Source organism: Blautia sp. MSK20_18, assembly GCF_020553125.1.
Lineage (GTDB): Bacteria > Bacillota > Clostridia > Lachnospirales > Lachnospiraceae > Blautia_A > Blautia_A fusiformis.
This window is the reverse complement of record NZ_JAJCGR010000009.1, coordinates 84,024-109,565: the sequence shown is the minus strand read 5'-3', so window position 1 is coordinate 109,565 and position 25,542 is coordinate 84,024. Positions and strand designations below refer to the sequence as shown.

Annotated in this window: 23 protein-coding genes; 19 read left to right on the top strand and 4 right to left on the bottom strand. The window is 45.5% G+C overall.

Annotated features, from left to right (window positions below; genetic code table 11):
• The first annotated feature begins 96 nt into the window (after positions 1-96).
• From LI091_RS07495 to xylB, 3 genes are all read left to right on the top strand, one after another.
• Positions 97-714: a DUF4867 family protein gene (locus LI091_RS07495; RefSeq protein ID WP_021651856.1), complete on the top strand. Its 618-nt coding sequence runs from the start codon at positions 97-99 to the stop codon at positions 712-714.
• A gap of 83 nt (positions 715-797) precedes the next feature.
• Positions 798-2,282 carry an L-fucose/L-arabinose isomerase family protein gene (locus LI091_RS07490; RefSeq protein ID WP_178016047.1) on the top strand — a complete coding sequence of 495 codons (1,485 nt, stop codon included), beginning with the start codon at positions 798-800 and terminating at the stop codon, positions 2,280-2,282.
• 198 nt (positions 2,283-2,480) lie between these two features.
• Positions 2,481-3,941, top strand: a complete 1,461-nt coding sequence (gene xylB, locus LI091_RS07485; protein WP_022426939.1) for a xylulokinase — start codon at positions 2,481-2,483, stop codon at positions 3,939-3,941.
• Between the two features lie 74 nt (positions 3,942-4,015).
• Here xylB and LI091_RS07480 read toward each other — a convergent pair whose 3' ends face one another.
• Positions 4,016-4,906, bottom strand: coding sequence for an AraC family transcriptional regulator (locus LI091_RS07480; RefSeq protein ID WP_250789549.1), 891 nt, complete (start codon positions 4,904-4,906; stop codon positions 4,016-4,018).
• A 345-nt stretch (positions 4,907-5,251) separates the two neighbouring features.
• On the opposite strand from LI091_RS07480, the gene LI091_RS07475 reads away from it, so the two are divergent.
• The 13 genes from LI091_RS07475 to glpK all read left to right on the top strand — a co-directional run bounded on the left by LI091_RS07475 (position 5,252) and on the right by glpK (position 20,222).
• Positions 5,252-6,487, top strand: a complete 1,236-nt coding sequence (locus LI091_RS07475; RefSeq protein WP_441063878.1) for a galactokinase — start codon at positions 5,252-5,254, stop codon at positions 6,485-6,487.
• 283 nt (positions 6,488-6,770) lie between these two features.
• Positions 6,771-7,235, top strand: a complete 465-nt coding sequence (locus tag LI091_RS07470) for a DUF1700 domain-containing protein (RefSeq protein ID WP_022426942.1) — start codon at positions 6,771-6,773, stop codon at positions 7,233-7,235.
• 671 nt (positions 7,236-7,906) lie between these two features.
• Entirely contained in the window at positions 7,907-8,773 is an 867-nt protein-coding gene (locus tag LI091_RS07465; protein ID WP_022426943.1) for a carbohydrate ABC transporter permease, read from the top strand.
• On the top strand, positions 8,773-9,591 hold the full coding sequence (locus tag LI091_RS07460) for a carbohydrate ABC transporter permease (RefSeq protein WP_021651865.1): 819 nt from the start codon (positions 8,773-8,775) through the stop codon (positions 9,589-9,591). The genes LI091_RS07465 and LI091_RS07460 overlap by 1 nt, the downstream gene beginning before the upstream one ends.
• Positions 9,592-9,680: 89 nt before the next feature.
• Positions 9,681-10,994 (top strand): ABC transporter substrate-binding protein, encoded by a 1,314-nt coding sequence (locus LI091_RS07455; protein ID WP_265190999.1) that lies wholly within the window; start codon positions 9,681-9,683, stop codon positions 10,992-10,994.
• A 288-nt stretch (positions 10,995-11,282) separates the two neighbouring features.
• Complete coding sequence (locus LI091_RS07450; protein ID WP_022426944.1) at positions 11,283-11,999, top strand: MgtC/SapB family protein; 717 nt, start codon at positions 11,283-11,285, stop codon at positions 11,997-11,999.
• A 465-nt stretch (positions 12,000-12,464) separates the two neighbouring features.
• On the top strand, positions 12,465-13,922 hold the full coding sequence (locus LI091_RS07445) for an NAD(P)/FAD-dependent oxidoreductase (protein WP_265190998.1): 1,458 nt from the start codon (positions 12,465-12,467) through the stop codon (positions 13,920-13,922).
• Positions 13,923-13,929: 7 nt separating this feature from the next.
• On the top strand, positions 13,930-15,216 hold the full coding sequence (locus LI091_RS07440; protein ID WP_092071978.1) for an NAD(P)/FAD-dependent oxidoreductase: 1,287 nt from the start codon (positions 13,930-13,932) through the stop codon (positions 15,214-15,216).
• Positions 15,217-15,221: 5 nt separating this feature from the next.
• Entirely contained in the window at positions 15,222-15,593 is a 372-nt protein-coding gene (locus tag LI091_RS07435) for a DUF1667 domain-containing protein (protein ID WP_265190997.1), read from the top strand.
• A gap of 298 nt (positions 15,594-15,891) precedes the next feature.
• Positions 15,892-16,623, top strand: coding sequence for a glycerophosphodiester phosphodiesterase (locus tag LI091_RS07430; RefSeq protein WP_265190996.1), 732 nt, complete (start codon positions 15,892-15,894; stop codon positions 16,621-16,623).
• A 140-nt stretch (positions 16,624-16,763) separates the two neighbouring features.
• The gene (locus tag LI091_RS07425) at positions 16,764-17,882 is read left to right on the top strand and encodes an Ldh family oxidoreductase (protein WP_118515046.1); all 1,119 of its coding nucleotides are present in this window, start codon (positions 16,764-16,766) and stop codon (positions 17,880-17,882) included.
• A gap of 213 nt (positions 17,883-18,095) precedes the next feature.
• Complete coding sequence (locus tag LI091_RS07420) at positions 18,096-18,671, top strand: glycerol-3-phosphate responsive antiterminator (protein ID WP_114002061.1); 576 nt, start codon at positions 18,096-18,098, stop codon at positions 18,669-18,671.
• A 51-nt stretch (positions 18,672-18,722) separates the two neighbouring features.
• On the top strand, positions 18,723-20,222 hold the full coding sequence (gene glpK / locus LI091_RS07415) for a glycerol kinase GlpK (protein ID WP_021651875.1): 1,500 nt from the start codon (positions 18,723-18,725) through the stop codon (positions 20,220-20,222).
• 125 nt (positions 20,223-20,347) lie between these two features.
• Here glpK and LI091_RS07410 read toward each other — a convergent pair whose 3' ends face one another.
• Positions 20,348-20,755 carry a DUF6465 family protein gene (locus LI091_RS07410; protein ID WP_021651876.1) on the bottom strand — a complete coding sequence of 136 codons (408 nt, stop codon included), beginning with the start codon at positions 20,753-20,755 and terminating at the stop codon, positions 20,348-20,350.
• Positions 20,756-20,926: 171 nt separating this feature from the next.
• Between LI091_RS07410 and holA the strand changes: the two genes are divergently transcribed.
• On the top strand, positions 20,927-21,922 hold the full coding sequence (gene holA / locus LI091_RS07405) for a DNA polymerase III subunit delta (protein ID WP_022426949.1): 996 nt from the start codon (positions 20,927-20,929) through the stop codon (positions 21,920-21,922).
• A gap of 3 nt (positions 21,923-21,925) precedes the next feature.
• Here the strand turns inward: holA and LI091_RS07400 are convergent, their stop codons facing one another.
• Positions 21,926-22,498: a M48 family metallopeptidase gene (locus LI091_RS07400; RefSeq protein WP_173740721.1), complete on the bottom strand. Its 573-nt coding sequence runs from the start codon at positions 22,496-22,498 to the stop codon at positions 21,926-21,928.
• Positions 22,499-22,630: 132 nt separating this feature from the next.
• On the bottom strand, positions 22,631-22,894 hold the full coding sequence (rpsT, locus tag LI091_RS07395; RefSeq protein WP_022426951.1) for a 30S ribosomal protein S20: 264 nt from the start codon (positions 22,892-22,894) through the stop codon (positions 22,631-22,633).
• A gap of 292 nt (positions 22,895-23,186) precedes the next feature.
• On the opposite strand from rpsT, the gene gpr reads away from it, so the two are divergent.
• Both gpr and LI091_RS07385 read left to right on the top strand, forming a co-directional pair.
• Positions 23,187-24,116, top strand: a complete 930-nt coding sequence (gpr, locus tag LI091_RS07390; RefSeq protein WP_265190995.1) for a GPR endopeptidase — start codon at positions 23,187-23,189, stop codon at positions 24,114-24,116.
• Between the two features lie 23 nt (positions 24,117-24,139).
• Complete coding sequence (locus LI091_RS07385; protein ID WP_265190994.1) at positions 24,140-25,501, top strand: stage II sporulation protein P; 1,362 nt, start codon at positions 24,140-24,142, stop codon at positions 25,499-25,501.
• Positions 25,502-25,542: the final 41 nt, after the last annotated feature.

Below are 25,542 nucleotides of genomic sequence, written 5' to 3'. Positions count from 1 at the left end.
GGCGAAAAGCATACCATGATGTGGTATGCTTTTTTCAGTTCAAAACGAAGATACAGAGAAGCTGTGAAACAGTAATTTTGTAAGGAGGGTTAAATCGTGAAAATTCAGAAAGTAACAGATCCGGCTTTCCGCAGATACGGAAAGGTTCTGGAGGGATACAATTTCGGTCCGCTTCTGAAGGAGATGAAGCATACACCGGTTCCGGAGGATGTGGTATATGTTCCGTCAGCAGAGGAGCTGGAAGCTCTCGATGTGGAAAAAGAGCTGAAAAACAGAGCGTTTGGTGGATTACCTGTCCAGATCGGATATTGCAATGGTCACAATAAAAAGCTGAATGCCCTGGAATATCATCGGAATTCCGAGATCAATGTAGCAGTGACAGATCTTGTACTGCTTATCGGACATCAGCAGGATATAGAAGAGGATCTTACATACGATACCTCAAAGGTGGAGGCATTTCTGGTACCGGCAGGAACTGGGATCGAGGTTTATGCCACAACGCTCCACTATGCACCGTGTCATGTGAATGAGAGTGGATTTCAGTGTGTAGTTGTTCTTCCGAGAGGAACCAACACAGAGATTGATTTTCCGATGTCAGGGGACGGAGAGGACGGTCTGATGACAGCCAGAAATAAATGGCTTATCGCTCATGAGGATGCGAAGATCGAAGGCGCATTCAACGGATTGAAGGGTGAAAATATCACACTTGACTGATTTTGGGTGAAGTGAATAGTTACAAACGAACAATAATATCACCGGTGGAAAATCTGCCGGATATAAAAAGGAGAATGAAGATTATGAACAACATGCCAGAAGTTAAGATCGGAATCGTTGCAGTCAGCAGAGATTGTTTTCCGGAAAGCCTTTCCGTAAACAGGAGAAAAGCTCTTGTAGACGCTTACACAAAGAAATACGATGCAAAGGATATCTACGAGTGTCCGGTCTGTATCGTAGAGAGTGAGATCCATATGGTCCAGGCTCTGGAGGATATCAAAAAAGCAGGCTGTAACGCACTCTGTGTATATCTTGGAAACTTCGGACCGGAGATTTCTGAGACCCTTCTTGCAAAGCATTTCGAGGGACCGAAGATGTTTATCGCAGCAGCTGAGGAAACACAGGATAATCTCTGCCAGGGACGTGGAGATGCTTACTGCGGTATGCTGAATGCAAGCTACAACCTGCAGCTTCGTAATGTAAAAGCCTATATTCCGGAGTATCCGGTAGGTGATGCAGAGGACTGCGCGGATATGATCCATGAATTCCTTCCTATCGCAAGAGCGATCGAGGGATTGAGCAACCTGAAGATCATCAGCTTCGGACCGCGTCCTACAAACTTCCTTGCCTGCAATGCACCGATCAAACAGCTTTACAACCTTGGCGTTGAGATCGAGGAGAACTCAGAGCTGGATCTTTTCGAGGCATTCAACAAGCATGAAGGTGATGAAAGGATCCCGGCGCTCGTAAAAGAGATGGAAGAAGAGCTTGGTGCGGGAAACAAGAAACCTGAGATCCTTCCGAAGCTTGCACAGTACGAGCTGACTCTGAAGGACTGGGTAAGAGATCACAAAGGATATCGTAAATATGTAACACTGACAGGAAAATGCTGGCCTGCATTCCAGACACAGTTTGGATTTGTTCCATGTTATGTAAACAGTCGTCTGACAGCACAGGGCATTCCGGTATCCTGTGAGGTTGATATCTATGGTACATTAAGTGAGTTTATCGGACAGGTAGTAAGTGATGATATCGTTACACTTCTTGATATTAATAACTCCGTTCCGAAGGATATGTACAAAGAATCTATCGAAGGAAAATTCAACTATACACTTCAGGATACCTTTATGGGATTTCATTGTGGAAACACAGCATCCAGCAAGCTGTCCTTCTGTGAGATGAAATATCAGATGATCATGGCAAGATCCCTTCCGATCGAGGTTACAAACGGAACTCTTGAGGGAGATATCAAGCCTGGAGATATCACCTTCTATCGTCTGCAGAGTACAGCGGACAACAAGCTTCGTGCATATATCGCACACGGCGAGGTTCTTCCGGTTGCAACACGTTCCTTCGGTGCTATCGGTGTATTTGCAATTCCGGAGATGGGACGTTTCTACCGTCACGTGCTGATCGAGGGAGGATTCCCGCATCACGGTGCTGTAGCATTCGGACATCACGGAAAAGCTCTCTTCGAGGTGTTCAAATACATTGGTGTACCGGTTGAAGAGATCGGTTACAATCAGCCGGCAGGCGTGAGATATCCGACAGAGAATCCTTGGAGATAATTAAAACAGGCAGGTAAGATCATCCGTACGTGCTGCCTGATACAAGCAAGTCTCCACTCGCTGCTTATTGCTTTTCGTAACCCCGCAGGGGACTTTCTTGATTTGGTTAAATACGATTCAGAAACCGCGGGCTCTCAGGCGTGCAGGCGCTGCGAACTGAGAGCTGCGGTTTCTGTATTTACAGGAGGAAAAATTACTATGTATTATATTGGCGTTGATCTTGGAACTTCCGCTGTAAAGCTTCTTCTTATGGAAGGATCCGGAAAGATCTGCAACATCGTATCAAAAGAATATCCGTTGTTCTTCCCCCATCCGGGCTGGTCTGAGCAGAATCCGGAGGACTGGTTCGCCCAGAGCATGGAAGGGATCAAAGAGCTTACAGAAGGAATTGACCGCAAAGAAGTAGCAGGAATCGGTTTTGGCGGTCAGATGCATGGTCTTGTAACTCTGGATAAAGATGACAATGTGATCCGTCCGGCGATTCTCTGGAATGACGGCCGTACCGGTGAGGAGACGGAATATCTTAATACGGTTATCGGAAAGGAAAAACTTTCTCAGTATACCGCAAACATTGCATTTGCAGGCTTCACTGCACCAAAGATCCTCTGGATGCAGAAGCATGAGCCTGAGAATTTTAAAAAAGTGGTAAAGATCATGCTTCCGAAGGATTATCTTGCCTATCGCCTGAGCGGATCCTTCTGCACAGATGTATCCGATGCTTCCGGTATGCTTCTTCTGGATGTGAAGAACCGCTGTTGGTCAAAGGAAATGCTTGAGATCTGCCATATCACAGAGGAACAGCTTCCGAAGCTGTATGAGAGCTGGCAGGTAGTCGGAAACCTGAAAGCGGAAGTTGCAAAAGAGCTTGGCTTCTCAGAAGATGTGAAGGTTGTAGCAGGTGCAGGCGACAATGCTGCGGCAGCTGTGGGAACAGGAACGGTTGGCGATGGCCAGTGCAACATTTCCCTTGGAACATCTGGTACGATCTTTATTTCCAGCAAAGATTTCGGAGTAGATGAAAACAATGCACTGCATTCCTTTGACCATGCAGATGGAAGCTATCATCTGATGGGATGCATGTTAAGCGCTGCTTCCTGCAACAAATGGTGGTCAGAGGAGATCCTTAAGACAAAGGATTTTGCGGCAGAGCAGGCACCGATCCAAAAGCTTGGCGAAAATCAGGTGTTTTTCCTTCCGTATCTGATGGGAGAAAGATCTCCGCACAACGATCCGGATGCAAGAGGCGTATTTTTCGGAATGTCCATGGATACCACGAGAGCAGATATGACACAGGCTGTTCTGGAAGGAGTTGCTTTCGGACTTCGAGATTCCCTTGAGGTTGCAAGAAGCCTCGGGATCCATATTGAGCGCACCAAGATCTGCGGCGGCGGAGCTAAGAGCCCTCTCTGGAAAAAGATCATTGCAAATGTGATGAACCTGAAGGTGGATGTGCCGGAGAATGAGGAAGGTCCGTCCATGGGCGGTGCAATGCTGGCAGCAGTAGGTTGCGGTGAATACCCGGATGTGGAAACGATCTGTAATAAGCTGGTCAGGGTAGTAGATACGGTAGAACCGGAACCGGAGCTGGTTGCAAAATATGAAGAAAAATACCGGAAATTCCGCAAACTGTATCCGGCAATGAAAGAGCTGTTTAGATAACAGCCATTTTCACGGATAAATATTGTTCTGCTTCATAGGTATGGAGCACTGAACGGTTAAAGATCAGGAGCATGTCACAGCTCCTGATTTTTTCTGTACTGTCTTGGTGTACAGCCCTTGATTTTCGTAAAGACCTTTGTGTAATAATTAGAGTCCGAAAAACCGGACAGCAGTCCTGATTCTGTGATAGAACAGGAGGGATTTTCCAGATATTCCAGGCTGCGTTCAATGCGGTATTCCTGGATGTATCCGAAGAGAGTGATATTCATGCATTTTTTGAAAAGCCGGCTGCATTCGCTGGGACTTAAGTGGATCAGGTCTGAAACATCATTCAGGAGGATCTTTTCAGAGTAGTGTTCTGCGATATAGGACATGATCTGACGGATGCGGCGGTAGTTTTCTTCATCCTGACCGGATGGAAGAGTTGTCCGGGAGATCGTATTTTCATACAAGATCTTCCAGAAGTGCTGCAGTCTGGCGATGATCTCAAATTCATACATGGGTTCCCGGATACTGTCCAGGTCGATGATGTCACGGATATCTTTTATGGCCTCGGAATGCCATTTACAGGATAGATCAAGCGGTACGGCGGACAGGGAAAAGCTTCGGAGGATCGGTTCTGTATATTTCTGGAAAAGAAGGCTTCCCGAAAATCCGTAGATCAGTTTGGGGTCAAAGGTTATGGGGATATACTGACAGTCCTGATCCTGATACATATATCCGGCATGAAGGGCATTGGCATTGCCAAAGATTGCCTGTCCCTCTTTCAGGTGAAAGGTATTCTGATTGATCTTGTAGAGCATTTCGCCCTTTTCGATATAGGTAAGCTCGATCTCCGGATGCCAGTGCCACAGAAAGGAACCGGTCTCATAGCCGGAAAGCCGCTCGTAGCTTACCAGGAATGGGAAGGAGCTGTCTCCGTGTTTTTTCAGTTCTTTTCCGGCGGGATCTGTGATGATCTGCAAGGTGTTACCTCCTTCCTTCTGTGCGCGGATTCTGAAGTGTATATCTGCTTTTCATAGTGGAATTTATTTTATCAGAAAAGGCAGAAAATGCAAAGGGATATTCCGGGATCACCACAAAATAATACGGTTTTTACACAAAATTGTTATGGACAGAAAAGACGGAACTGTTATAATAAAAGTACATGAAGCGTTACTATTCACTGGTGATATTCTGCGCATTGCGAAGCGTGTTACTGAGAACGGAGTGAACAGTAACCATGAAGCGTGACAGAGCGGAAGATTTTTTCAGGTTCTTCCGGATCTGGGGTGTAAACTATATAACAGGAGGAAGAAAAAATGGGAACAATTAAAATTCCGGCAGCAGAAGTGCTGAAAAAAATCTATGGCGAGACAGAGGAGAGCAGCGCCCGTTATACCAATCTTGCTGTGAATTTCGAGAAGAAATATCATCATGACAAGGCAGAGTTTTTTACTGCTCCGGGCCGTACGGAGATCATTGGCAACCATGTTGATCATAACGGCGGTCAGATCATTGCGGCAAGTATCGATCTGGATACCATCGGTGCTGCTTATCCAAATGGAACCAATGTGATCCATATGATCAGTGAGGGTTACAAACAGGAAGTAGTTGTTGATCTTGACAAGCTCAGCACAGAAACCTATACAAAAGGTACAGATGCTCTTGTTGCAGGTATTATGGAGTATATGCAGAAAAAAGGCTATGCTACCGGTGGATTTGACGCTTATGTTTCCACCAAGGTTATTGCCGCTGCAGGTGTAAGCTCCTCTGCTTCCTTTGAGATGCTTGTATGTGCGATCGCCAATTATTTCTTTAATGAAGGTAAGCTGGAGTATGGCGAGTATGCGAGAGCAGGTCAGTATGCTGAGAATGTTTACTGGAAAAAGGCTTCCGGTCTGATGGACCAGATGGCTTGTGCTGCCGGTGGCCCGATCCTTCTGGATTTCTCTGATAAAGAGAATATCAGCTGTGAGAAGATCGCATTTTCCTTTGAGGATATGGGCTGCAGACTTGTGATCGTAAATACCGGTAAGGGCCATGCAGATCTCAGTGAGGAATATTCTTCTATTCCTATGGAGATGCGTGAGGCTGCGAAGGCTATGGGCGTAGAGCTTCTCTGTGAGTCCAGTATGGAGAATCTTCTGGCACATGTGAAGGATATTCCGAATGACCGTGCTGTTCTTCGTGCGATGCATTTTTATGAAGAGAACAGACGTGTTGCAGATGCTGTGAAGGCTGTTGAGAATAAAGACGGTGAGGGATTCCTGCGCCTTCTTGAAGAGTCCGGTAATTCTTCCTGGGAATGGCTGCAGAACTGTTATTCTCTGCAGAATTGCAAGGAGCAGAAGATCACGTTGAGTCTGGCGCTTACCAAGCTGTTTCTGAATAAGATCGGTGCTGGTATCTGCAGAGTTCATGGTGGTGGTTTTGCAGGAGTTATCATGTGCGTGCTTCCGATCGAGAACGCAGATGCGTATGTGGACTATATGGCTCAGTATGTTGGAAGGGAAAATGTCTATCCGATGAATATCAGGAGTACAGGGGCTGTTCATGTTGAGTGATTTTTGACGGCATAACGAACGTCATGGAGGGCGGTTCGTTTCCGAATGCGGCTTTGGCGGCATCCGGAAATGAACCGCCCTTTGCGCTGTACTATGATTTTTTATTTTTTAATCAAAATTTTATGATTTGTTTCTGATTTAAATTTATGGGTTATGGTATAATGAGAAAAATTTTAAGAGAGTAATAAAAAAGAATTTGCAGAAGTTTTCAAGGTGAGGTTTCTGGAGTTGTTTTGAGTTTTGTTTTTTTCATTATATTTCATAAGAAAGGTTTGACATATTTATGAGCAGAAGAGAGTTTCTTGAGGTTTTACGGGGGCAGCTGTCCGGACAGATGACCCAGGGGAGAGCTGCGGCTCATGTGCGGTATTATGAGGATTACATTCAGTCTCAGGTCCGGAACGGTCGAAGTGAATCAGATGTCCTGGCAGAACTGGGGGATCCCAGGCTGATCGCCAAGACTTTGATCGATACAGATGACAGTGCAGCTGTTTATGATGAGTCTGGTTATTCTGAAGAGAGCTACGGTGCAGATGATTATGCGGATAATGGGACGGAGAGCAGTGCCGGAAAGGCAAGAAGCTTTAAACTGGATCTGAGCACATGGTATGGGAAGGCAATCGTGATCGCCATTGCAGCGTTAATTGTGATACTTTTAACAACTGTTTTGGTGGCAGTTGCTCCATTTTTGATAATTTTTGGTATAGTTTTGTATTTAATATCCTGGTACAGGAAGAAAAAAGTGTAATTGTTCCACAACAACTGTGAATTAAAGACAATTTCCGTGTAATGAAATGGATTGCTTGTGAAAAAAGTATTTATAAGATTTGCATAAAAAATATGTGTTTGGTCTTGATTTATAGTGGATTTTACTGTATAATCTGGGTTAACAAGTTGAGATTGTGTCTGTTTTGTATAAAAACAGATGATGCCATTGAGAAGAGAGAACGGCAGAAGATATGCATCGAAGGATGCGTTATTTTCTGCCGATTTTTTTATCTGTTTTTTATGGAAGGTGATCAGAATGGATTGCCTTATTGAGGTGCGGTAAAATGTATAAAATAGATAAAAAAATAATTATTATTAAATGATAATTGTATAAAATAAATAAAGAAATATTGAAAAATAAGAAAATAATTGTTGATTATATGCAAGAAATGTGTTATCATTCGGTAAAAAGTTGGTAAAGATAACAAACACGCAAATACAAAGGAGGGTAGTGGGAGGGCATTTTTGACAGCAGAACGTAAATGAGAGTTTTGCTTAATGTATTGGGGTAATTGCTGGAAGATATAACGGAAATGTTTTTCAGCAGAATGTGTAATGAGCAACATGATCAGCACTGTCAGGAGGACAGAGATATCGTGATGATGCAGCTGATCGGTAGTACGTAAATTTATGAAAAGCAGGTGATATACAATGAAAAGTAAAAAATCTTTTTTCAGGACAGTGGAGCCTTATCTCTATCTGGTTCCTGTAATGATCCTTTTTATACTGTTTGTATTCTGGCCGTTCGTTAAGACGATCCAGCTGAGCTTTGCCAGAACCACACCTCTTGGTCAGGTGGCACAGTATGTAGGACTTGACAACTATACGAATATTTTTACAGATGGAACGTTCCTTAACAGTTTGGTGACAACACTGAAATTTTCTGTTATGCGAGTTATCCTTTCTATTGTGCTCGGTTTTATACTGGCGATCATCAGTACAGAGAAGATCAGGGCAAAAGGATTTTTCCGTACTGTATATGCACTTCCGATGGCTATTTCCGCAGCAGCGGCATCTGTAGTGTTCATGTTTATTTTCCACAGCTCTCTGGGTATCCTGAACAGGGCTCTCGGAACTCATATCGGATGGCTGACAGATAAGAAATATGCACTGATCGCAGTTACGATCGTTAGTGTATGGATGGCGATCGGTATGAATTTCATTTACCTTACTGCAGCGATCCAGAGTGTACCGGCTGAGCTTTATGAGAGCGTTGCCCTGGATGGAGCGAATTTCTTCCAGAAGCACCGTCATGTAACGATTCCGTCAATCTCTCCGACACTGTTCTTCCTTCTCATCATCAATGTCATCAACTCCGTACAGGCATACGCAGAGTTCAAGATGATGACCCAGGGCGGACCGGCAGAGAGTACCAACGTTATCGTGTATGAGATTTACCAGGAGGCATTTATCAACAGCCGTTTCGGTGTGGCCTGTTCAGAATCCGTAATTCTGTTTGTTATTTTGATCATCCTGACTGCACTGCAGTTTAGACTGGAAAAGAAGGTGACCTACTGATGAAAGAAAAACCATATGTAAAAGTGGCGATGTATGCGCTGAATATTATTTTTGCAATTATTATTATTGTTCCTGTTATCTACTGTTTCAATGTTAGTATGATGGATCTGAAGGAGATCTACGGCGGAAAGTTCTGGCCGTCCCATCTGACTATCGAGAACTACACAAGAGCATTTCAGCTTGCACCGTTCTTTACCTTCATTAAGAACTCACTGATCGTATCCGGTGTTATCACATTTGCTCAGGTCGTTACAGGTGCTCTTGCAGCATATGCTTTTGCAATGATGGAGTTCAAAGGCAAAAAGGTCCTGTTCTATATTATGCTGGCAACCATGATGATCCCGAGCCAGGCGATCATCATCGCAAACTACCTGACTATTGCTGACTGGGGTATCCGTAATACATACGCAGCGCTGATCCTTCCTAATGCAGCAGCAGCTTTTGCGGTATTCAACATGCGTCAGGCATTCCTGACACTGCCGAAGGAGATCCATGAGGCGGCAGAGATTGACGGATGTACAAATTTCAAGTTCTTATATACCATCGGTGTTCCGCTTATCAAACCATCACTGGGTGCTCTGATCATCTATGTATTCCTTCAGAGCTGGAACTACTATCTGTGGCCACTGCTTGTAACAGACAGTGTAAATATGAGAACGGTTCAGATCGGTCTTGGTATGCTTCAGGGGGCTGAGGCAACAGACTTCCGACCGGTTATGGCTGGCGCTATGGTTATCCTGATTCCGTCGATCCTTGTATTTATCATTGGTCAGAAGCAGATGATCAGTGGTCTGACAGCAGGTGCTGTTAAGGGTTGATCCAATCACATAAGAGCAAGTAGCAAAAATGTTAATTTGTCCGACCTGTATTGGGGCGGGTCGGACCATTATAAAAGGAGGGTTTCTATATGAACAACAAAAAATGGATGGCGATTCTTTTAGGAGGAATCATGGCTGCATCTCTGGCAGCTCCGTGCTCAGTAAGTGCAGCTGAGAAAACAACACTTACATTCTGGCATGCAATGGGCGGCACAAACGGTGAGGTGCTTCAGCAGATCGTGGATGATTTCAACGCATCCCAGGATGAGATTGAGATTAAAGCTGAGTATCAGGGAACCTATGATGATACCATCACAAAACTGAAAGCTGCTATGCAGAGTGACTCCGGTCTTCCGGATGTCTGCCAGATGTATGACGTAGGAACAAAGTTCATGTATGACAGTGGTGCTGTCATTCCTGTAGAAGACAAATTTGAGAGCACAGGCTATGATAAGAGCTCTGTTATGGAGGTTATCAGCAGCTACTATACCGTAGACGGCAAGCAGTATGCAATGCCATTTAACGTATCCACACCTATGCTGTATTACAACAAAGACGTATTTGAGGCAGCAGGACTTGATCCTGAAACTCCGCCAACAACTTATGATGAGGTTCTTGAGGATGCCAAGAAGATCGTAGAGAGCGGAGCAGCTCCGGTTGGTTATTCACAGGCTATTTACGGATGGTTCTTTGAGCAGCAGCTTGCAGGACTTGGTGTAACATACGGAAACAATGACAATGGACGTAAAGAGGCAGTTACAGCTGTTGATTTTGATTCCAACGGCGGCGGCCTGAAAGTATTTGATATGTGGAAAAAGCTGTATGATTCCGGATATTTCGAAGATTACGGAACAACAACAGCAGATACTCAGACAGCATTCTTCTCCGGACAGGTTGGTATGATCATCGAGTCTACTGCTATCCTGAAAAATGCAGTTGATTCTTCTCCGTTCGAAGTTGGTACAGGATATCTTCCGAGAATCGAGCAGAATGATGAAGGCGGTGTTATCATCGGTGGTGGATCCCTGTGGCTTACAGATACAGGCAACGAAGATGCAGCATGGAAATTCATCGAGTACATCACAACTCCTGATGTACAGGCTAAATGGTCCATGGGTACAGGATACTTTGCGATCAACGAGAAAGCTTATGAGACAGAGGATATGAAGGCTTACCTCAAAGAAAACCCGAACTTCGAGACAGCTATCAACCAGCTGAAGGATTCTCCTGTAAACTGCAATACAGCAGGTGTTCTCTCAGGTGTACAGACAGAAGCCCGTCTTACATTCAACGAGATCATGCCGCAGGTATATGATGGCAAGCTTACAACTCAGGACGCTGTTGATCAGCTTGCAGCTTCTGTAAACAAAGCGATCGAGAACTATAACGAGTCTATTAAATAATCAGAATGCCCTCTGATCAGTAGATAGAGCAACAGATAGGGATACCGCCGCTGGGCGCCGGTATCCCTGCTGTTTTACATGCTGTGAGACTACAGATCATGTATATCCGGGGTATAGGATCATATGAAAAACTGCGTAGTGAGACGGACGGAGTGAGTCCGGCTGACTAGACAGCTTTCGAATGGAGTGAGTGTGGCCTGCGGCGTTCGTGCAAGGCAAAATGAAGTGATGCGCTATTGGCGTTATCACCGGCAGAAAATAATGTTACAACAGGAAAGGAGCAAATTTATGGGCGGAATTCTCGGAGCATGTAATGCAATATCGGATTATTTGCACACTTTAAATATGGGATCGACGCTGTTTCGGCTGATTCTTGCGATGTTTCTTGGATGTCTGATCGGTATTGATCGTGGAATGAAGAAGCGTGTGGCAGGTGTAAAAACACATATGATCGTCTGTATGGGGGCAACTTTGGTTATGATGACGGGCGATTTTATCCATGTATATTCTAATGGGGCAGGAATCGGAGATACTGCACGACTTGGCGCACAGGTTGTCAGCGGGATTGGTTTTCTTGGAGTGGGAACTATCATTGTGACCGGACAGAGACATGTATCCGGTCTTACGACAGCAGCCAGTCTTTGGACTTCTGCGTGTATCGGACTTGCTGTGGGAATCGGCTTTTACAGCGGTGCGATCTTTACCACGCTGGGGCTTATTCTGGTGTTCAAATATGCGAAATATATAGAGGTTTATGTGGAAGAGCATTCCAATACCTATGACGTATATATGGAGTTTGAAAATGAAGACAAGATGAGTATGGTCATAAAGAAGCTCCGGGAAGAGGACATCATGATCTCCAACGTAGTTATCATCAAAAAGAGATCCAAAACACAGAGTGTGGTGATCCAGGCAACAATGGAGGCTGCCAAATGGAAAGCACGCCATACTGTATTTCGTGAGGTAAGACAGCAGGAAGGAGTTATTTCTGTGGAGGAAATATGATCGGGAATCGGGAATACAATGAAACTTATCATGTTTTTGAGAAAGTTAAGAGCATGTTAAAGAAAAAACGATGTATTTTACGAAAAATGCACTTGAAATATGAAGAATAGTCTGATACAATGAATACAAAGTGAAGAAGGAATCTGATTCAGCTTGCTGAATACAGAGAATGCCATTGAGAACAGAGACCGGCATGAAGACACATGGATAAGTGTGTTTTTATGCCGGCTATTTTTATGCGCAAATGTTAATGTTTCAAAAGGATTACAAGGGTTACAAAGGGTTACGGCATAAAAATAATGGCATATTCACTTGAAAGATTGCTGTTCGTAAGCAGTACTCCTCGCAGAATATATACCTGCGGACGGCAATGCTTGTGTTGCAACGGATATTCTGCTGTTTCCGGCGCAGAGAAAGCCGGGGACAGTTCAGAAGATCCGCAAACAGGAAAGGAGAAACAGATCTATGTATGATGTGATCATTATCGGAGTAGGAGTTTCCGGAGCGGCAGCGGCGAGAGAGCTTTCAAGATATCGGCTGAAAATCTGCGTTCTGGAGCGAGAAGAGGATGTATGCTGTGGAACTTCCAAGGCAAACAGCGGAATCGCTCATTCCGGTTATGATGCAGAACCGGGAAGCCTTATGGCGGAACTGAATGTGAAGGGCAGCAATATGATGGGACAGCTTTCGAAGGAACTGGATTTTCCTTTTAAACAGACGGGTTCATTGACTGTCTGTACGACTGAGAATGGAATCGCCATGCTGCATAAGCTGCGTGAAAGAGGAATGAAAAACGGAGTAGAGGGACTAAGGATCCTTGACAGAGAAGAAGCACTTGCCATGGAGCCGAATCTGTCTGATCAGGTGCTGGCAGCGCTGTATGCACCGACAGCCGGAATTGTCTGTCCCTTTGAGCTGAACATTGCAATGGCAGAGAATGCATATAACAATGGTGTGGAATTTAAATTTGACACAGAAGTAAAGAACATCCGAAAACAGGAAAAAGGTTTTGTTGTGGAAACCTCAAAGGGTGATTTTGAGACAGGCTGTATCGTCAATGCTGCCGGTGTCTATGCGGATGTTTTTCATAATATGGTAAGTGAGAAAAAACTGCATATCACTCCTCGTAAGGGTGAGTATATGCTTCTTGATAAAAGTGCAGGAACACATGTGAATCATACGATCTTTGCACTTCCAAATAAGAACGGAAAAGGAGTTCTGGTAACACAGACTGTTCACGGTAATCTTCTGATCGGGCCTACAGCTACGGATCTGGAGGATCGGGAGGAAACAGCGACTACCTCAGAGGGGATGGAGGAAGTAAGTGTCAAATCCCGGAAAACAGTAAAGGATATTCCACTGCGGAAGGTGATCACAAGCTTTGCAGGGCTTCGAGCTATCGAGGACGGTATGGATTTTGTGATCGAAGAGGTGGAGGATGCTCCAGGATTTATCGATTGTGCAGGAATCGCATCTCCGGGACTTACCAGCTCACCGGCCATTGGCTGTATGGTTGCTGACATCGTAAAAGAAAAATTACATCCGGAAGTAAATCCGGATTTTGATCCGGTGAGAAAAGGGATCCTGGATCCGTCAGAGCTTTCTCTGGAAGAAAGAAATGAGCTGATCAAAAGATCACCGGAATATGGAAATATCATCTGCAGATGTGAGATGATCTCTGAGGGAGAGATCCTGGATGCGATCCGAAGACCGCTTGGAGCGAAATCCCTGGACGGAGTAAAACGCCGTACAAGAGCAGGAATGGGAAGATGTCAGTCAGGCTTCTGCTCTCCCAGAACAATGGAAATCCTCAGCCGAGAGCTTGGCATTTCCATGGAGGAGATCACAAAAACAGGCGGAGCTTCCAGACTGATCGAAGGAATCAACAAGAAAATTGCAGAGGAGGGCGAGAACCATGAATGATAAGATTATGATGAAGAGAGATATCGTGATCATAGGCGGAGGCCCTGCAGGACTGGCAGCAGCCCTGGCTGCAAAGAAAGAGGGAGCAGAGAGTATCCTGATCCTGGAGCGTGATAAGGAGCTGGGCGGGATCCTGAATCAGTGTATCCATAATGGATTTGGCCTTCATACATTTCAGGAGGAGCTGACAGGACCGGAATATGCGGCACGTTTTATCCGGATGGTAAAAGAGCAGCAAATCGAGTACCGGCTGAACACCATGGTCATGGATATCAGCCAGGATAAGGTGATCACTGCCATGAGCCGCCAGGAGGGAATGTATCAGATCCGGGCAAAAGCTGTGATCCTTGCCATGGGCTGCAGAGAGAGACCGCGAGGTGCACTGAACATTCCGGGATATCGACCGGCAGGCATTTATTCAGCAGGAACAGCACAGCGCCTTGTAAACATGGAAGGATTTATGCCGGGAAAAAAAGTAGTGATCCTGGGATCCGGTGATATCGGACTGATCATGGCTAGACGTATGACGCTGGAAGGTGCAGAGGTTAAGGCAGTGGCAGAATTGATGCCATATTCCGGAGGCCTGAAGCGAAATATCGTGCAGTGCCTGGATGACTTTGGAATCCCGTTGAAGCTTAGCCATACAGTGGTTGACATAAAAGGAAAAGAACGTGTGGAAGGAATCACTCTTGCAGAGGTAGACGAAAACAGACGCCCGATTCCCGGTACAGAGGAATTTTTTGAATGCGATACGCTTCTTCTTTCTGTTGGTCTGATCCCGGAGAATGAGCTTTCCGGACAGGCAGGTGTGAAGCTGAGTAATGTGACTTCCGGACCGGTGGTAAACGAAAGTCTGGAGACAAATGTAGAAGGTATTTTTGCCTGCGGAAATGTTCTTCATGTTCATGATCTGGTGGATTTTGTTTCGGAGGAAGCCGGCAATGCAGGAAGAAATGCGGCTCTCTATATAAACAACAATGGAGAGGACAAAATACCGGAAGAGATAAAGATCACGCTTTCGCCCCAAAACGGAGTCCGCTATACAGTGCCGTCTGAGATCCGTATCGGTCACATGGCGGAGGAGCAGCTGGTCCGCTTCCGTGTGGGAAATGTATATAAAAATTGTTACATCCGTGCATATCTGGATGGAGAACGGATCTTTTCCAGAAAAAAACAGGTGGCAGCACCCGGAGAGATGGAACAGATCAAATTGAAAAAAGAGCAGCTTCTTTCCATTCTGGAAGGAAAACAGAAACAGGATAAACATGAACTTGTGATCCAGGTGGAGGAGTGATGAAAATGGAAAAAAGGAATCTTACTTGTATCGGATGTCCTATGGGATGCGCCCTTCTGGTGGAAATGGATGGAAAAGAAATCATTTCCGTCACAGGAAATACCTGTAAAAAAGGTGCGGAATATGCAGTGAAGGAAGTGACAGATCCGACCAGGATCGTGACAACGACCGTTCATGTGAAGAATGGAAGTATGCCGGTGGTGTCAGTAAAGACAGCACAGGATATTCCGAAAGGAAAGATTTTTGACTGTGTGGAAGCGCTGCGGGATGTATGTGTGGAAGTGCCGGTTCAGATCGGGGACGTGATCCTGGAGAATGTAGCAGGCACAGGCGTGGATATCGTGGCTACAGGAAATGTGAAGCAGATCATACAGTGATCTGCGGAGGATATATGTGGCAATCTGTATGCTTATAATATGTCAGCCCTCCGGCAGACAAAGCGAATAAAATAAACCTGAAAAGGCTTTTTTATCGCTTTGTTTGCTATGAAACAAAATATACAAAATGCACAAAAAATATTAGCGCTTAAAAGAATAATTAATTAAAAAATAACAAAAAAATACATAAAAGTCGATGAAAAATGTTGAAAATAAATAAATGCTATGATATAATCAGAAATATGAATTAGTAAAAATGCTCATAACGATGTGATGCATTGAATGGAGGATGATTAGAATGAAAGTATTTGGACATCGTGGTTTCAGCGGAGAATATCCGGAGAATACAATGCTGGCGTTTCAGAAGGCTGTGGAGGCTGGTTGTGAGGGGATCGAGCTTGATGTACAGCTGACCAAGGATCTGGTTCCGGTGATCATGCACGATGAGAAGGTTGACCGTACCACAGATGGAAACGGATATATCTATGATCTTACATATGCTGAGCTGTGTAAACTGGATTGCAGTTATCCGGATAAGTTTGCCGGAAAATTCGGCAGGCTTCAGATTCCGACTCTGAGAGAGTATTTGGAGTGGATGGCAGAGGAGGAAGATCTGATCACAAACATCGAGCTGAAGAACAGTGTTTATTATTATGGTGGTATGGAAGAGAAGGTCATTGATATGATCTGCGAATATGGTCTGGAGGATCGGATCATCCTTTCCTCTTTCAATAACGCATCCATTGTATTGTGCAGACAGAGTGATGAGACTATTGCAGGGGGCTTTCTGGTAGAGAAATACGTGGATAATGCAGGGGTTTATGCAAGAACCTGTGATGTGCAGTATTATCATCCGAATCTGGAATACCTGAAGGAAGAGCATGTACGCAGCTGTTCCCAGAACGGGATCGGAGTGAATGTCTGGACTGTAAACGAGGAAGAGGATATGAGAAGGATGAAGAAATGGGGAGTAAACTCCATCATCACCAATTATCCGGACAGAGGAAGAGTAGTGGCAGACGAGGATTGAAACTGTAATGCAAAGACGCTTTCTGTAAGGTACATACAGGAGGCAGGCTAAATTTGAAATCTCCGGCAGGAGGGGGTCCTGCTGCAGATCTATATAAGTAAAATAAAAAACTATAATAATGTATATGGAGGATTTTTACAATGGAGAAGGAAACAAGACCTTTTATTTCCTGGCAGCTTGCAGACGATTTTATGACTGCGGTATTTGAGAAAATGGGAGTTCCAACAGAGGATGCAAGACTTTGTTCCGACGTACTTCTGGAAAGTGACAGACGTGGAATTGAGAGCCATGGCTGCAACCGCTTTAAACCGATCTATATCGACCGTATCAAATCCGGAATTTTAAATCCTGTAACAAAGATCGATATTCTTAAAGAGACACCGACAACTGCAGTTCTCGATGCCAACGATGGTATGGGAATGGTAGCCAGCAAGAAGGCTATGGACATGTGTATCGAAAAAGCACATAAATACGGTATGGGTATGGTTGCAGTCCGTAACTCTTCCCATTATGGAATCGCAGGATATTGGACAGGTCTCGCAGCAAAGGAGAATATGATCGGTATCAGCGGTACCAACGCAAGACCATCCGTTGCACCGACATTTGGTGTTGAGAATATGCTTGGAACCAACCCACTGACATTTAGTATGCCTACAGATGAGCCGTTCCCGTTTACACTGGACTGTGCAACATCTGTTATCCAGAATGGCAAGATCGAATACTACGCACGTATCAATCATGATACTCCTAAGGGTCTTGTTATTTCCAGAGAAGGAGAGGAGCTTACAGACAGTGCAGAGATCCTTAAGAAGATCAGAAGCCAGCAGGCAGCACTTGCTCCTCTCGGTGGATTTGGTGAGACAACCGGAGGATATAAGGGATACGGATACTCTACTGTTGTTGAGATCCTTTCCGCAGCTCTTCAGTCCGGTCTCTTCCTGAAAGCTCTGGAGGGCAAGGATGAGGAAGGAAAGATCCGTCCATATCATCTTGGACATTTCTTTATTGCTATCGACACAGAGGCATTTATGGGTGCAGAGGCATTCAAGAAAACATGCGGTGATATCCTGAGAGACCTGAGAGGCTCCGAGAAGGCTCCTGGACAGGAACGTATCTACACAGCAGGCGAGAAGGAATATGATGTATGGATGTATCGTAAGGATAAGGGAGTTCCGGTGACAGAGGCAGTTCAGAAAGAGTTTATCGGACTTCGTGATGAATTCGGACTTACACAGTTCAAATTCCCATTTGAGAAATAATGTATCTGCAGAAGGGAAGTCCATAGGGGCTTCCCTTCTTTTGCCAGAGAAGAAGATTGTCTGAGAATTGTAATACAGCCGGAAATAAAACAGATATATTTGGCAAATGTGTCTGGTCTTTGAAGCAATAAACTGATACAATAAGAATAATATCTTCAAACAATGCGCGGAGATAGTATGATATTGTGTGAACATTGCGGAGGAAGAGAGAATATGAACAAAGAATTTCTGGACGCGATCGAGGCTAACCCGATCATAGCGGCTGTAAAGGATGAACAGGGGCTTCAGAACTGTCTGGGCAGAGAAGAGCTTACCGTGATCTTTATCCTGTATGGAGATATCCGTTCTATTGGGGGAATTGTGGAGCGGATCCACCAGGCGGGGAAGATCGCGATGGCACATATAGACCTGATCACAGGTTTAAGCTCAAAAGAGGTTTCTGTGGATTATATTTGTAAAAATATCCATGCAGATGGGATCATTTCAACAAAAGCATCCATGATCAACAGGGCGAAGAAGCTTGGAATGTATACAGTTCTGCGTTTTTTCCTTATTGATTCCATGGCGATCAAGAACATTGAGAATCTGGGAAATCAGCATGAGCAGCTGCCGGATGTGGTAGAGGTTCTGCCGGGGCTGATGCCGAAGATTCTTAAACAGATATGTAAAACAAGCAAGGTGCCTGTGATCGCAGGCGGTTTGATCTCCGATAAGGAGGATGTGATGGGAGCCCTGGGTGCGGGGGCAGCAGCGGTTTCCACTACAAATCAGAAGGTATGGAAATTATGAGGCTGCAGAGGCATTGAGCCGCAGCCAAGAAATGTATTGGAGGATTTTTATATGGCAAAATATGTTATGGCGCTGGATTCCGGAACGACCAGTAACCGCTGTATTCTTTTTGATGAAAGTGGAAGGATCCGCAGTGTGGCGCAGAAGGAGTTTATCCAGCATTTTCCGAAACCGGGATGGGTAGAGCATGATGCAGGCGAGATCTGGTCCACACAGCTTTCTGTTGCCAGAGAGGCTATGAACCAGATTGAGGCAACGGCAGAGGATATTGCAGCGATCGGTATCACCAATCAGAGAGAGACCACTATTGTCTGGGATAAGAATACGGGACAGCCGGTTTATCATGCCATCGTATGGCAGTGCAGGAGAACCTCAGAATACTGCGACAGCCTGAAAGCAAAGGGACTGGAAGAAAAATTCCGTCAGAAAACAGGACTTGTTATCGATGCGTATTTTTCTGCCACCAAAGTAAAATGGATCCTGGATAATGTGGAGGGCGCCCGCGAAAGAGCAGAGAAGGGAGAGCTTCTGTTTGGTACCGTGGAGACCTGGCTGATCTGGAAGCTGACCAAGGGAGCTGTTCATGTAACAGATTATTCCAATGCATCCAGAACGATGATGTTCAATATCAATACACTGGAGTGGGATGATGAGATCCTGGAGGAGCTTGACATTCCGAAATGCATGCTTCCGCAGGTAAAAGAGTCCAGTGAGATTTATGGTGAGACAGATCCGTCCTTTTTCGGCGGAAGGATCCCGGTAGCCGGTGCTGCCGGTGACCAGCAGGCGGCGCTGTTCGGGCAGGCCTGCTTTAAGAAAGGTGAAACCAAGAATACATATGGAACCGGTGGCTTTCTTCTGATGAATGCAGGAGATAAACCGGTATTTTCCAATAACGGGCTGGTTACAACCATCGGATGGGGACTTAACGGAGAGATCACTTATGTTCTGGAGGGATCCGTATTTGTGGCTGGTGCTGCGATCCAGTGGCTTCGTGATGAGCTTCATCTGGTGGATTCCGCATCGGATACCGAGTATTTTGCGGGAAAGGTACCGGATGCAAACGGCTGCTACGTCGTGCCTGCATTTACAGGACTTGGAGCTCCTTACTGGGATCAGTATGCCCGTGGCACGATCGTGGGATTGACCCGTGGTGTAAATAAGTATCATATTGTGCGTGCGACTTTGGAATCACTTGCATATCAGGTCAATGATGTGCTGGAGGTTATGAAGGAAGATGCAGGAAGTGACCTTGCAGTTCTTCGTGTAGACGGCGGAGCAAGTGCAAACAATCTTCTCCTGCAGATCCAGGCCAATATCAGTAATGTGGCTGTAGAACGTCCGGAATGTATTGAGACAACTGCTCTTGGTGCCGCATATCTTGCAGGTCTTGCTGTGGGATTCTGGGAAAGCAAGGAGGCAGTACTGGAAAGTCGTGATGTGGAACGTATTTTCCGCACGGAGATCGATGACGAGAAGCGAAATGCCATGGTAAAAGGCTGGAGAGCTGCAGTAGGCTGCTCCAGAGACTGGATCAAAAAGATCCAGTAAAAGATAAAAAAGAAAAGTCATGCAGCGGGACCGGATGAAAATGTCCTGTGCATGGCTTTTTGCGTTTCCGGAATGTCACAGACAGACCGGCATAGTAAGCGATCGCGGAACAGATCCGCCGGAGCTTACAGAGTGGCCAGATCGATCCTGTAATCGTCGGAACCCTCTCCGTCAGCAGTGTAGTAAGCTGCTCTTTCTTCTGCATTTACATAGATGTGGAGCTCTTTGCCTTTCAGGCCCTTTGCTTCTGCATCTTTCTTAACAGCTGCCTCAAGGTCGGCAACTGTGATGGATGTCTCAAAAATTTCAAGTGTGATGCCGCTGATCTTATGATTTTTTACAGTGTTCTTAACTTCTTCTACTACTTCTGGTGCCTTGGCTGCTACAGTCTCTGTTGCCTTTTTGACTGCTTTAACGGTTTTTTCAGCTGCAGGTGTTTTTTCAATCTTTTCTACAGTTGATTTCACGGTAGCTTTGGCCTTGGTGGTTGCGCTCTTCAGGTTGCTTGTTCTGCTGTTTCTTCTTTTTTCCATAATGGAACACTCCCTTCCGCATATTTCGCTGACAGAACGGATCTGCCGGAATATGTACCTGTTTACAGTATCATGAATCCGGTGGAAAGTCAAATTTTTGCTTGGGTGTTGCATTTCCGGCAGTTGTCGTATAAACTGGATTACAGAGAAAATCAGACAGGGGTACAGAGATTGAAGAATATTCAGGAAGATATTAAAACAGGAAAATTTAAGCAGGCATATCTCCTTTATGGTGAGGAAGCCTATCTGAAGCAGCAATATAAAAGAAATCTGGTGAAGGCTCTGAACCCGGACGATGATACCATGAATTTTACCAGATATGAGGGGAAGGGGATCGATGTCCGGGAGCTTTTGAGTCTTTGTGATACCATGCCCTTTTTTGCAGAGCGAAGAGTAGTCCTTCTTGAGGATACGGGATTCTTTAAGAACAAATGTGAGGAACTGGCAGATTATATGAAAGCTCTGCCTGATTATCTGTATCTGGTGTTCTGCGAGTCTGAGGTAGATAAAAGAAGCCGTATGTACAAGGCGGTAAAAGCCTGCGGCAGCATCGGGGAATTTAAACAGCAGGATGAAAAGACTCTTATGCGGTGGGCAGCAGGAATCCTTGGAAAAAATGGACGCAGGATCACCCAGAGAGATGTGGAGCTTCTGCTGACCATGACGGGAACAGATATGGGAAATATAAGGATGGAGCTGGAAAAGCTGATCTCCTATACGGTCGGAAGAGATGTTGTGACGGCTGCAGATATCCAGGCTGTCTGTACCACGCAGACAACCAATAAGATCTTTGATATGGTGCGTGCGGTGACGGAGAAGAACCAGAAGCGGGCCCTGGATCTGTACTATGACCTTCTGACTCTTCGGGAACCGCCGATGCGGATATTGTTTCTTTTGGCGAAACAGTTTCGTCAGATCTGCCTGACCAAGAAAATGTCACAGGAGGGTCTTTCTCAGACCGAGATCGCTTCCAAACTGGGAGTACCCTCTTTTGTTGTGCGGAATCTGGCGTCCTGTGCCAGATCCTACACTGTGGAAGAGCTGGAGAATGCTGTGCGGGATTTTGTGGATGCGGAAGAGGCGGTAAAGACAGGTACACTTGGAGATGTGCTCAGCGTGGAGCTTCTGATCGTGAAGTACAGCTCGGCGAGAGCAGTGAGAGCCTGAGTTTTACGGAGACGGGTTCTGCCACAGGGTCGCTCCGTTGTCCCTGAGCCATTTTTCGCAGGCTTTATACTCCGGCATCACAGATGCCACCACTGCATAAAAGGCAGGGGAATGATTCATTTCTTTTCTGTGGGAAAGTTCGTGTACTACAACATAATCCAGGACTTTTTCCGGGGCGAAGATCAGCCGCCAGTTGAAGTTCAGGTTTCCTTCGCTGGTGCAGCTTCCCCAGCGGGTTTTTTGTTCCCGGATCGTGATACGGCCGTAGGTTACGCCCATTTTTCTGGCGTAGGCTGCGGTTTTTCTTTTGAATATTTTTCTGGCGGATTCCATATAATAACTGCGGCGGAATTCCGAAAGAGGCGGGTTTTCTTTCGGGGGCTGTGCCGGCCTGGAGGCGGCGTGGGAGAGGTGCTTCAGGATCCAGCTTTCTTTCTGTGAGAGAAAACGATGGATGGTGGAATCTGGCATTGTGTGTGGAGCGCGGACAGTTACCTGACCGGAAACGCTGACCTGGATCGCCAGGGTTTTCCGACTGCTGCGGATAATGCGGTAGGGAAAGGGATGGGATATCATAAAAAACTCCTTTTGGTCAATGCAGAAATCTATATACAAAACAGAAATCTATATACAAAAAAGACAGTCGCTGACGGTTCGACTGTCTTTCCTTTTACTTATAAGCTTATAACTAAAATATTCCGTGGTCTATTACGCAATGCTGTTGACAGCTTTGGAAAGACGGGAAATCTTTCTGGCGCAGTTATTTTTGTGATAAACGCCCTTGGATGTAGCTTTGCTGATTGTGGAGATTGCGTCCTTAAGAGCAACCTCTGCAGCTGCCTTATCCTTATTCTCAACTGCTGTCTCAACTTTCTTGATGGAAGTCTTAACTGCAGAACGGATTGCTTTGTTTCTTGCAGCCTTAGTGCTGTTAACTAAGATTCTCTTCTTTGCGGATTTAATGTTAGCCAATTCGTACACCTCCGATTCCTTAAAAATATAATATTAAATTACATTCACAGGAACAGACACGGGCGCTCCTATGAAACATGCTTATATATATTATTATACGTGCACAGGAATGTCAAGATGTTTTTTGCAAAAATTCCAAAAAAATATGCAAAAAATACCAGATGCTGTGTGGGAAAGGGGAAATGACACATATTTATGGGAAAAAGGGAAATAATGAAAGGGAAAACACCGGTAAAGTTGCAGATAGCAGTGGAAAAGTCTTTGCAATCTTACAGAAAAAGAGGATGAGAGTATGGCTGGAAGGAGCAGAATCAGAACAGATCTGGCGCTGGAAGCAACGGAACGCTTTCAGGCGGAAAACGTAGAAGTACGTGGAGTAGAGATCAGGGAAAGATACGATGAGGAAAAGGATGTTCGGACTACCGTAGTGCGGATCACAACGGAAAACGGAGCCAGGACCATGGGAAAACCACAGGGAACCTATATTACCATTGAGGCACCGGATCTTTCCGTTCCGGATGAGGATTATCACAGGGAGATCTCGGAAGAGGTGGCACATCATTTAAGGGAGCTGATCGATCTTGGACATCAGTTGTCAATTTTGGTGGTAGGGCTTGGAAATCAGGAGATCACTGCGGATTCCCTTGGCCCTCGTGCAGTTTCCAATCTTCATATGACAAGGCATGTGATCCGGGAATATGGGCTGAAGAGCAATGAACATATGAAAATGCATCAGATCAGCGGGATCGTTCCGGGTGTGATGGCACAGACCGGAATGGAAACTCTGGAAATTGTTCGGGGTGTTGTTTCTGAGACAAAGCCGGATGTGGTGATCGCCGTAGATGCGCTGGCGGCCAGAAGTACGACAAGACTTAACCGGACGATCCAGATCACGGATACCGGGATCAGTCCGGGCTCCGGCGTGGGGAATCACAGGGAAGGCCTGAATGAAGAAAATCTTTCGGTCCGTGTGATCGGGATCGGTGTTCCGACTGTGGTGGATGCGGCTACTATTGTCCATGATTCCATGGCAGAGCTTCTGGAGGCGCTGGAGGAAGATGAGCAGAAGGAGTTTCTGGAAGAAATGATCTCGCCGAAGCTTTACACCATGTTTGTAACACCAAAGGATGTGGATGAAACGGTACGATATTTAAGCTTTACCATTTCCGAGGGACTGAATCTGGCTTTTTCTGATAGTCTAATCGAAGAGGACAGGTCATAAAATACCATAAGAGGTGATCGTGGGTGACGAATATCCAGAGGGCTTTCTGCGTGGTTTTGAGCCTGATCTTCCTGGGTGTGGTGGCTGTCCTTCCGGGAGATTTTTTTAGGCATGGTGAGATCTACAGACAGCTGCCGCTGTATTGCTTTCTGGAAAAGAAAGCTCTGCAGAAGGAAAATGGCAGAGACCGGGAAACAGAGATGCTTTTGCAGGAAAAAAACGCAGAGCATCTGGGTGAAGAAGTGGAAGCAGAGAACCGAAAAGAGCAGGAGACGCTGCTGATGGCCGAGGCGGAAGAAGTGGAGAAGAAAGAAGCCCTTCAGAAGAAAGAAGAGCTTCAAAAGAAAAAAGAAATCCAAAAGAAAGAAGCGGAAGAGGCAGAGAAAAAATCTCCTGACGGCAAAAAAAATGAAAAGGAAACTGTTAAGGGAAATGCAGAACAGGAAGTTGCAGAGCCAGAAATTACAGAGCCGGGAGGTTCAGAACAGGAAGCTACGGAGCCGGGGAACACAGAACCGGAGCCTCCAGCGTCAGAGGAGAACCGATCCGGTGAAAATACTGCGAAGGAACAGGAGACTGTGGCACTGCCACATCCGCAGATTGACTTGTCTCAGGCGAAACTGGCAGATTTTGACTATGTGATGAATCAGTTTTTTATATTGGATTCCAATACGGAAACGAATGCACAGCAGATCAGTGCGCCCCGTTTTCTGAAGGAGGATCTGTCCGTTAAAAAGGATTCATCGGTACCCCAGATCCTGATCTATCATACCCATTCCCAGGAGGCTTTTGCAGATTCAAGAGAAGGACAGACTGAGGACACCATCGTAGGAGTGGGAGATCATCTTACTGAACTTCTGGAAAAAACATATGGATACCAGGTCATTCATATAACAGATGCCTTTGATATGATGGGAGGAACACTGGACAGGAGCAAGGCTTATGATTATGCCAGGGCATCCATAGAAAAAGTGCTGGAAGAAAATCCCACCATTGAAGTTGTGATCGACCTTCACAGAGATGGTGTGCCGGATGAGCGTCATCTGGTAACGCAGGTGAATGGAAAACCTACTGCTCAGCTGCTTTTTTATAATGGATTAAGCTATACAGTCAGTCAGGGGGCAGTGAGTTATCTGCCCAATCCTTACATAGAAGAGAATCTGGCATTTTCCTTTCAGCTGGAATATCAGGCGGCACAGTATTACCCCGATCTTTACCGGGGGATCTATCTGGCAGGGCTTCGCTATAATCTGCATCTTAAGCCACGGGCCCTGCTTCTGGAGGCCGGAGCACAGACAAATACCGTGGAGGAAGTCCGAAATGCCATGGAACCATTTGCAGATATCTTAAACAGAGTTCTGAAAGGCAGTGACAAAGAAGGCTGAAATATGATATGATAAAGAACAGTATGGAAAAATATGCGTTC

What these genes read in the sequence shown, in the direction of transcription:
- LI091_RS07490 (WP_178016047.1), top strand. Translation starts at nt 798, where the DNA reads ATGAACAACATGCCAGAAGTTAAGATCGGAATCGTTGCAGTCAGCAGA.
- xylB (WP_022426939.1), top strand. Translation starts at nt 2,481, where the DNA reads ATGTATTATATTGGCGTTGATCTTGGAACTTCCGCTGTAAAGCTTCTT.
- LI091_RS07470 (WP_022426942.1), top strand. Translation starts at nt 6,771, where the DNA reads ATGAGCAGAAGAGAGTTTCTTGAGGTTTTACGGGGGCAGCTGTCCGGA.
- LI091_RS07465 (WP_022426943.1), top strand. Translation starts at nt 7,907, where the DNA reads ATGAAAAGTAAAAAATCTTTTTTCAGGACAGTGGAGCCTTATCTCTAT.
- LI091_RS07460 (WP_021651865.1), top strand. Translation starts at nt 8,773, where the DNA reads ATGAAAGAAAAACCATATGTAAAAGTGGCGATGTATGCGCTGAATATT.
- LI091_RS07455 (WP_265190999.1), top strand. Translation starts at nt 9,681, where the DNA reads ATGAACAACAAAAAATGGATGGCGATTCTTTTAGGAGGAATCATGGCT.
- LI091_RS07450 (WP_022426944.1), top strand. Translation starts at nt 11,283, where the DNA reads ATGGGCGGAATTCTCGGAGCATGTAATGCAATATCGGATTATTTGCAC.
- LI091_RS07445 (WP_265190998.1), top strand. Translation starts at nt 12,465, where the DNA reads ATGTATGATGTGATCATTATCGGAGTAGGAGTTTCCGGAGCGGCAGCG.
- LI091_RS07440 (WP_092071978.1), top strand. Translation starts at nt 13,930, where the DNA reads ATGATGAAGAGAGATATCGTGATCATAGGCGGAGGCCCTGCAGGACTG.
- LI091_RS07435 (WP_265190997.1), top strand. Translation starts at nt 15,222, where the DNA reads ATGGAAAAAAGGAATCTTACTTGTATCGGATGTCCTATGGGATGCGCC.
- LI091_RS07430 (WP_265190996.1), top strand. Translation starts at nt 15,892, where the DNA reads ATGAAAGTATTTGGACATCGTGGTTTCAGCGGAGAATATCCGGAGAAT.
- LI091_RS07425 (WP_118515046.1), top strand. Translation starts at nt 16,764, where the DNA reads ATGGAGAAGGAAACAAGACCTTTTATTTCCTGGCAGCTTGCAGACGAT.
- LI091_RS07420 (WP_114002061.1), top strand. Translation starts at nt 18,096, where the DNA reads ATGAACAAAGAATTTCTGGACGCGATCGAGGCTAACCCGATCATAGCG.
- glpK (WP_021651875.1), top strand. Translation starts at nt 18,723, where the DNA reads ATGGCAAAATATGTTATGGCGCTGGATTCCGGAACGACCAGTAACCGC.
- LI091_RS07410 (WP_021651876.1), bottom strand. Translation starts at nt 20,755, where the DNA reads ATGGAAAAAAGAAGAAACAGCAGAACAAGCAACCTGAAGAGCGCAACC.
- LI091_RS07400 (WP_173740721.1), bottom strand. Translation starts at nt 22,498, where the DNA reads ATGATATCCCATCCCTTTCCCTACCGCATTATCCGCAGCAGTCGGAAA.
- gpr (WP_265190995.1), top strand. Translation starts at nt 23,187, where the DNA reads ATGGCTGGAAGGAGCAGAATCAGAACAGATCTGGCGCTGGAAGCAACG.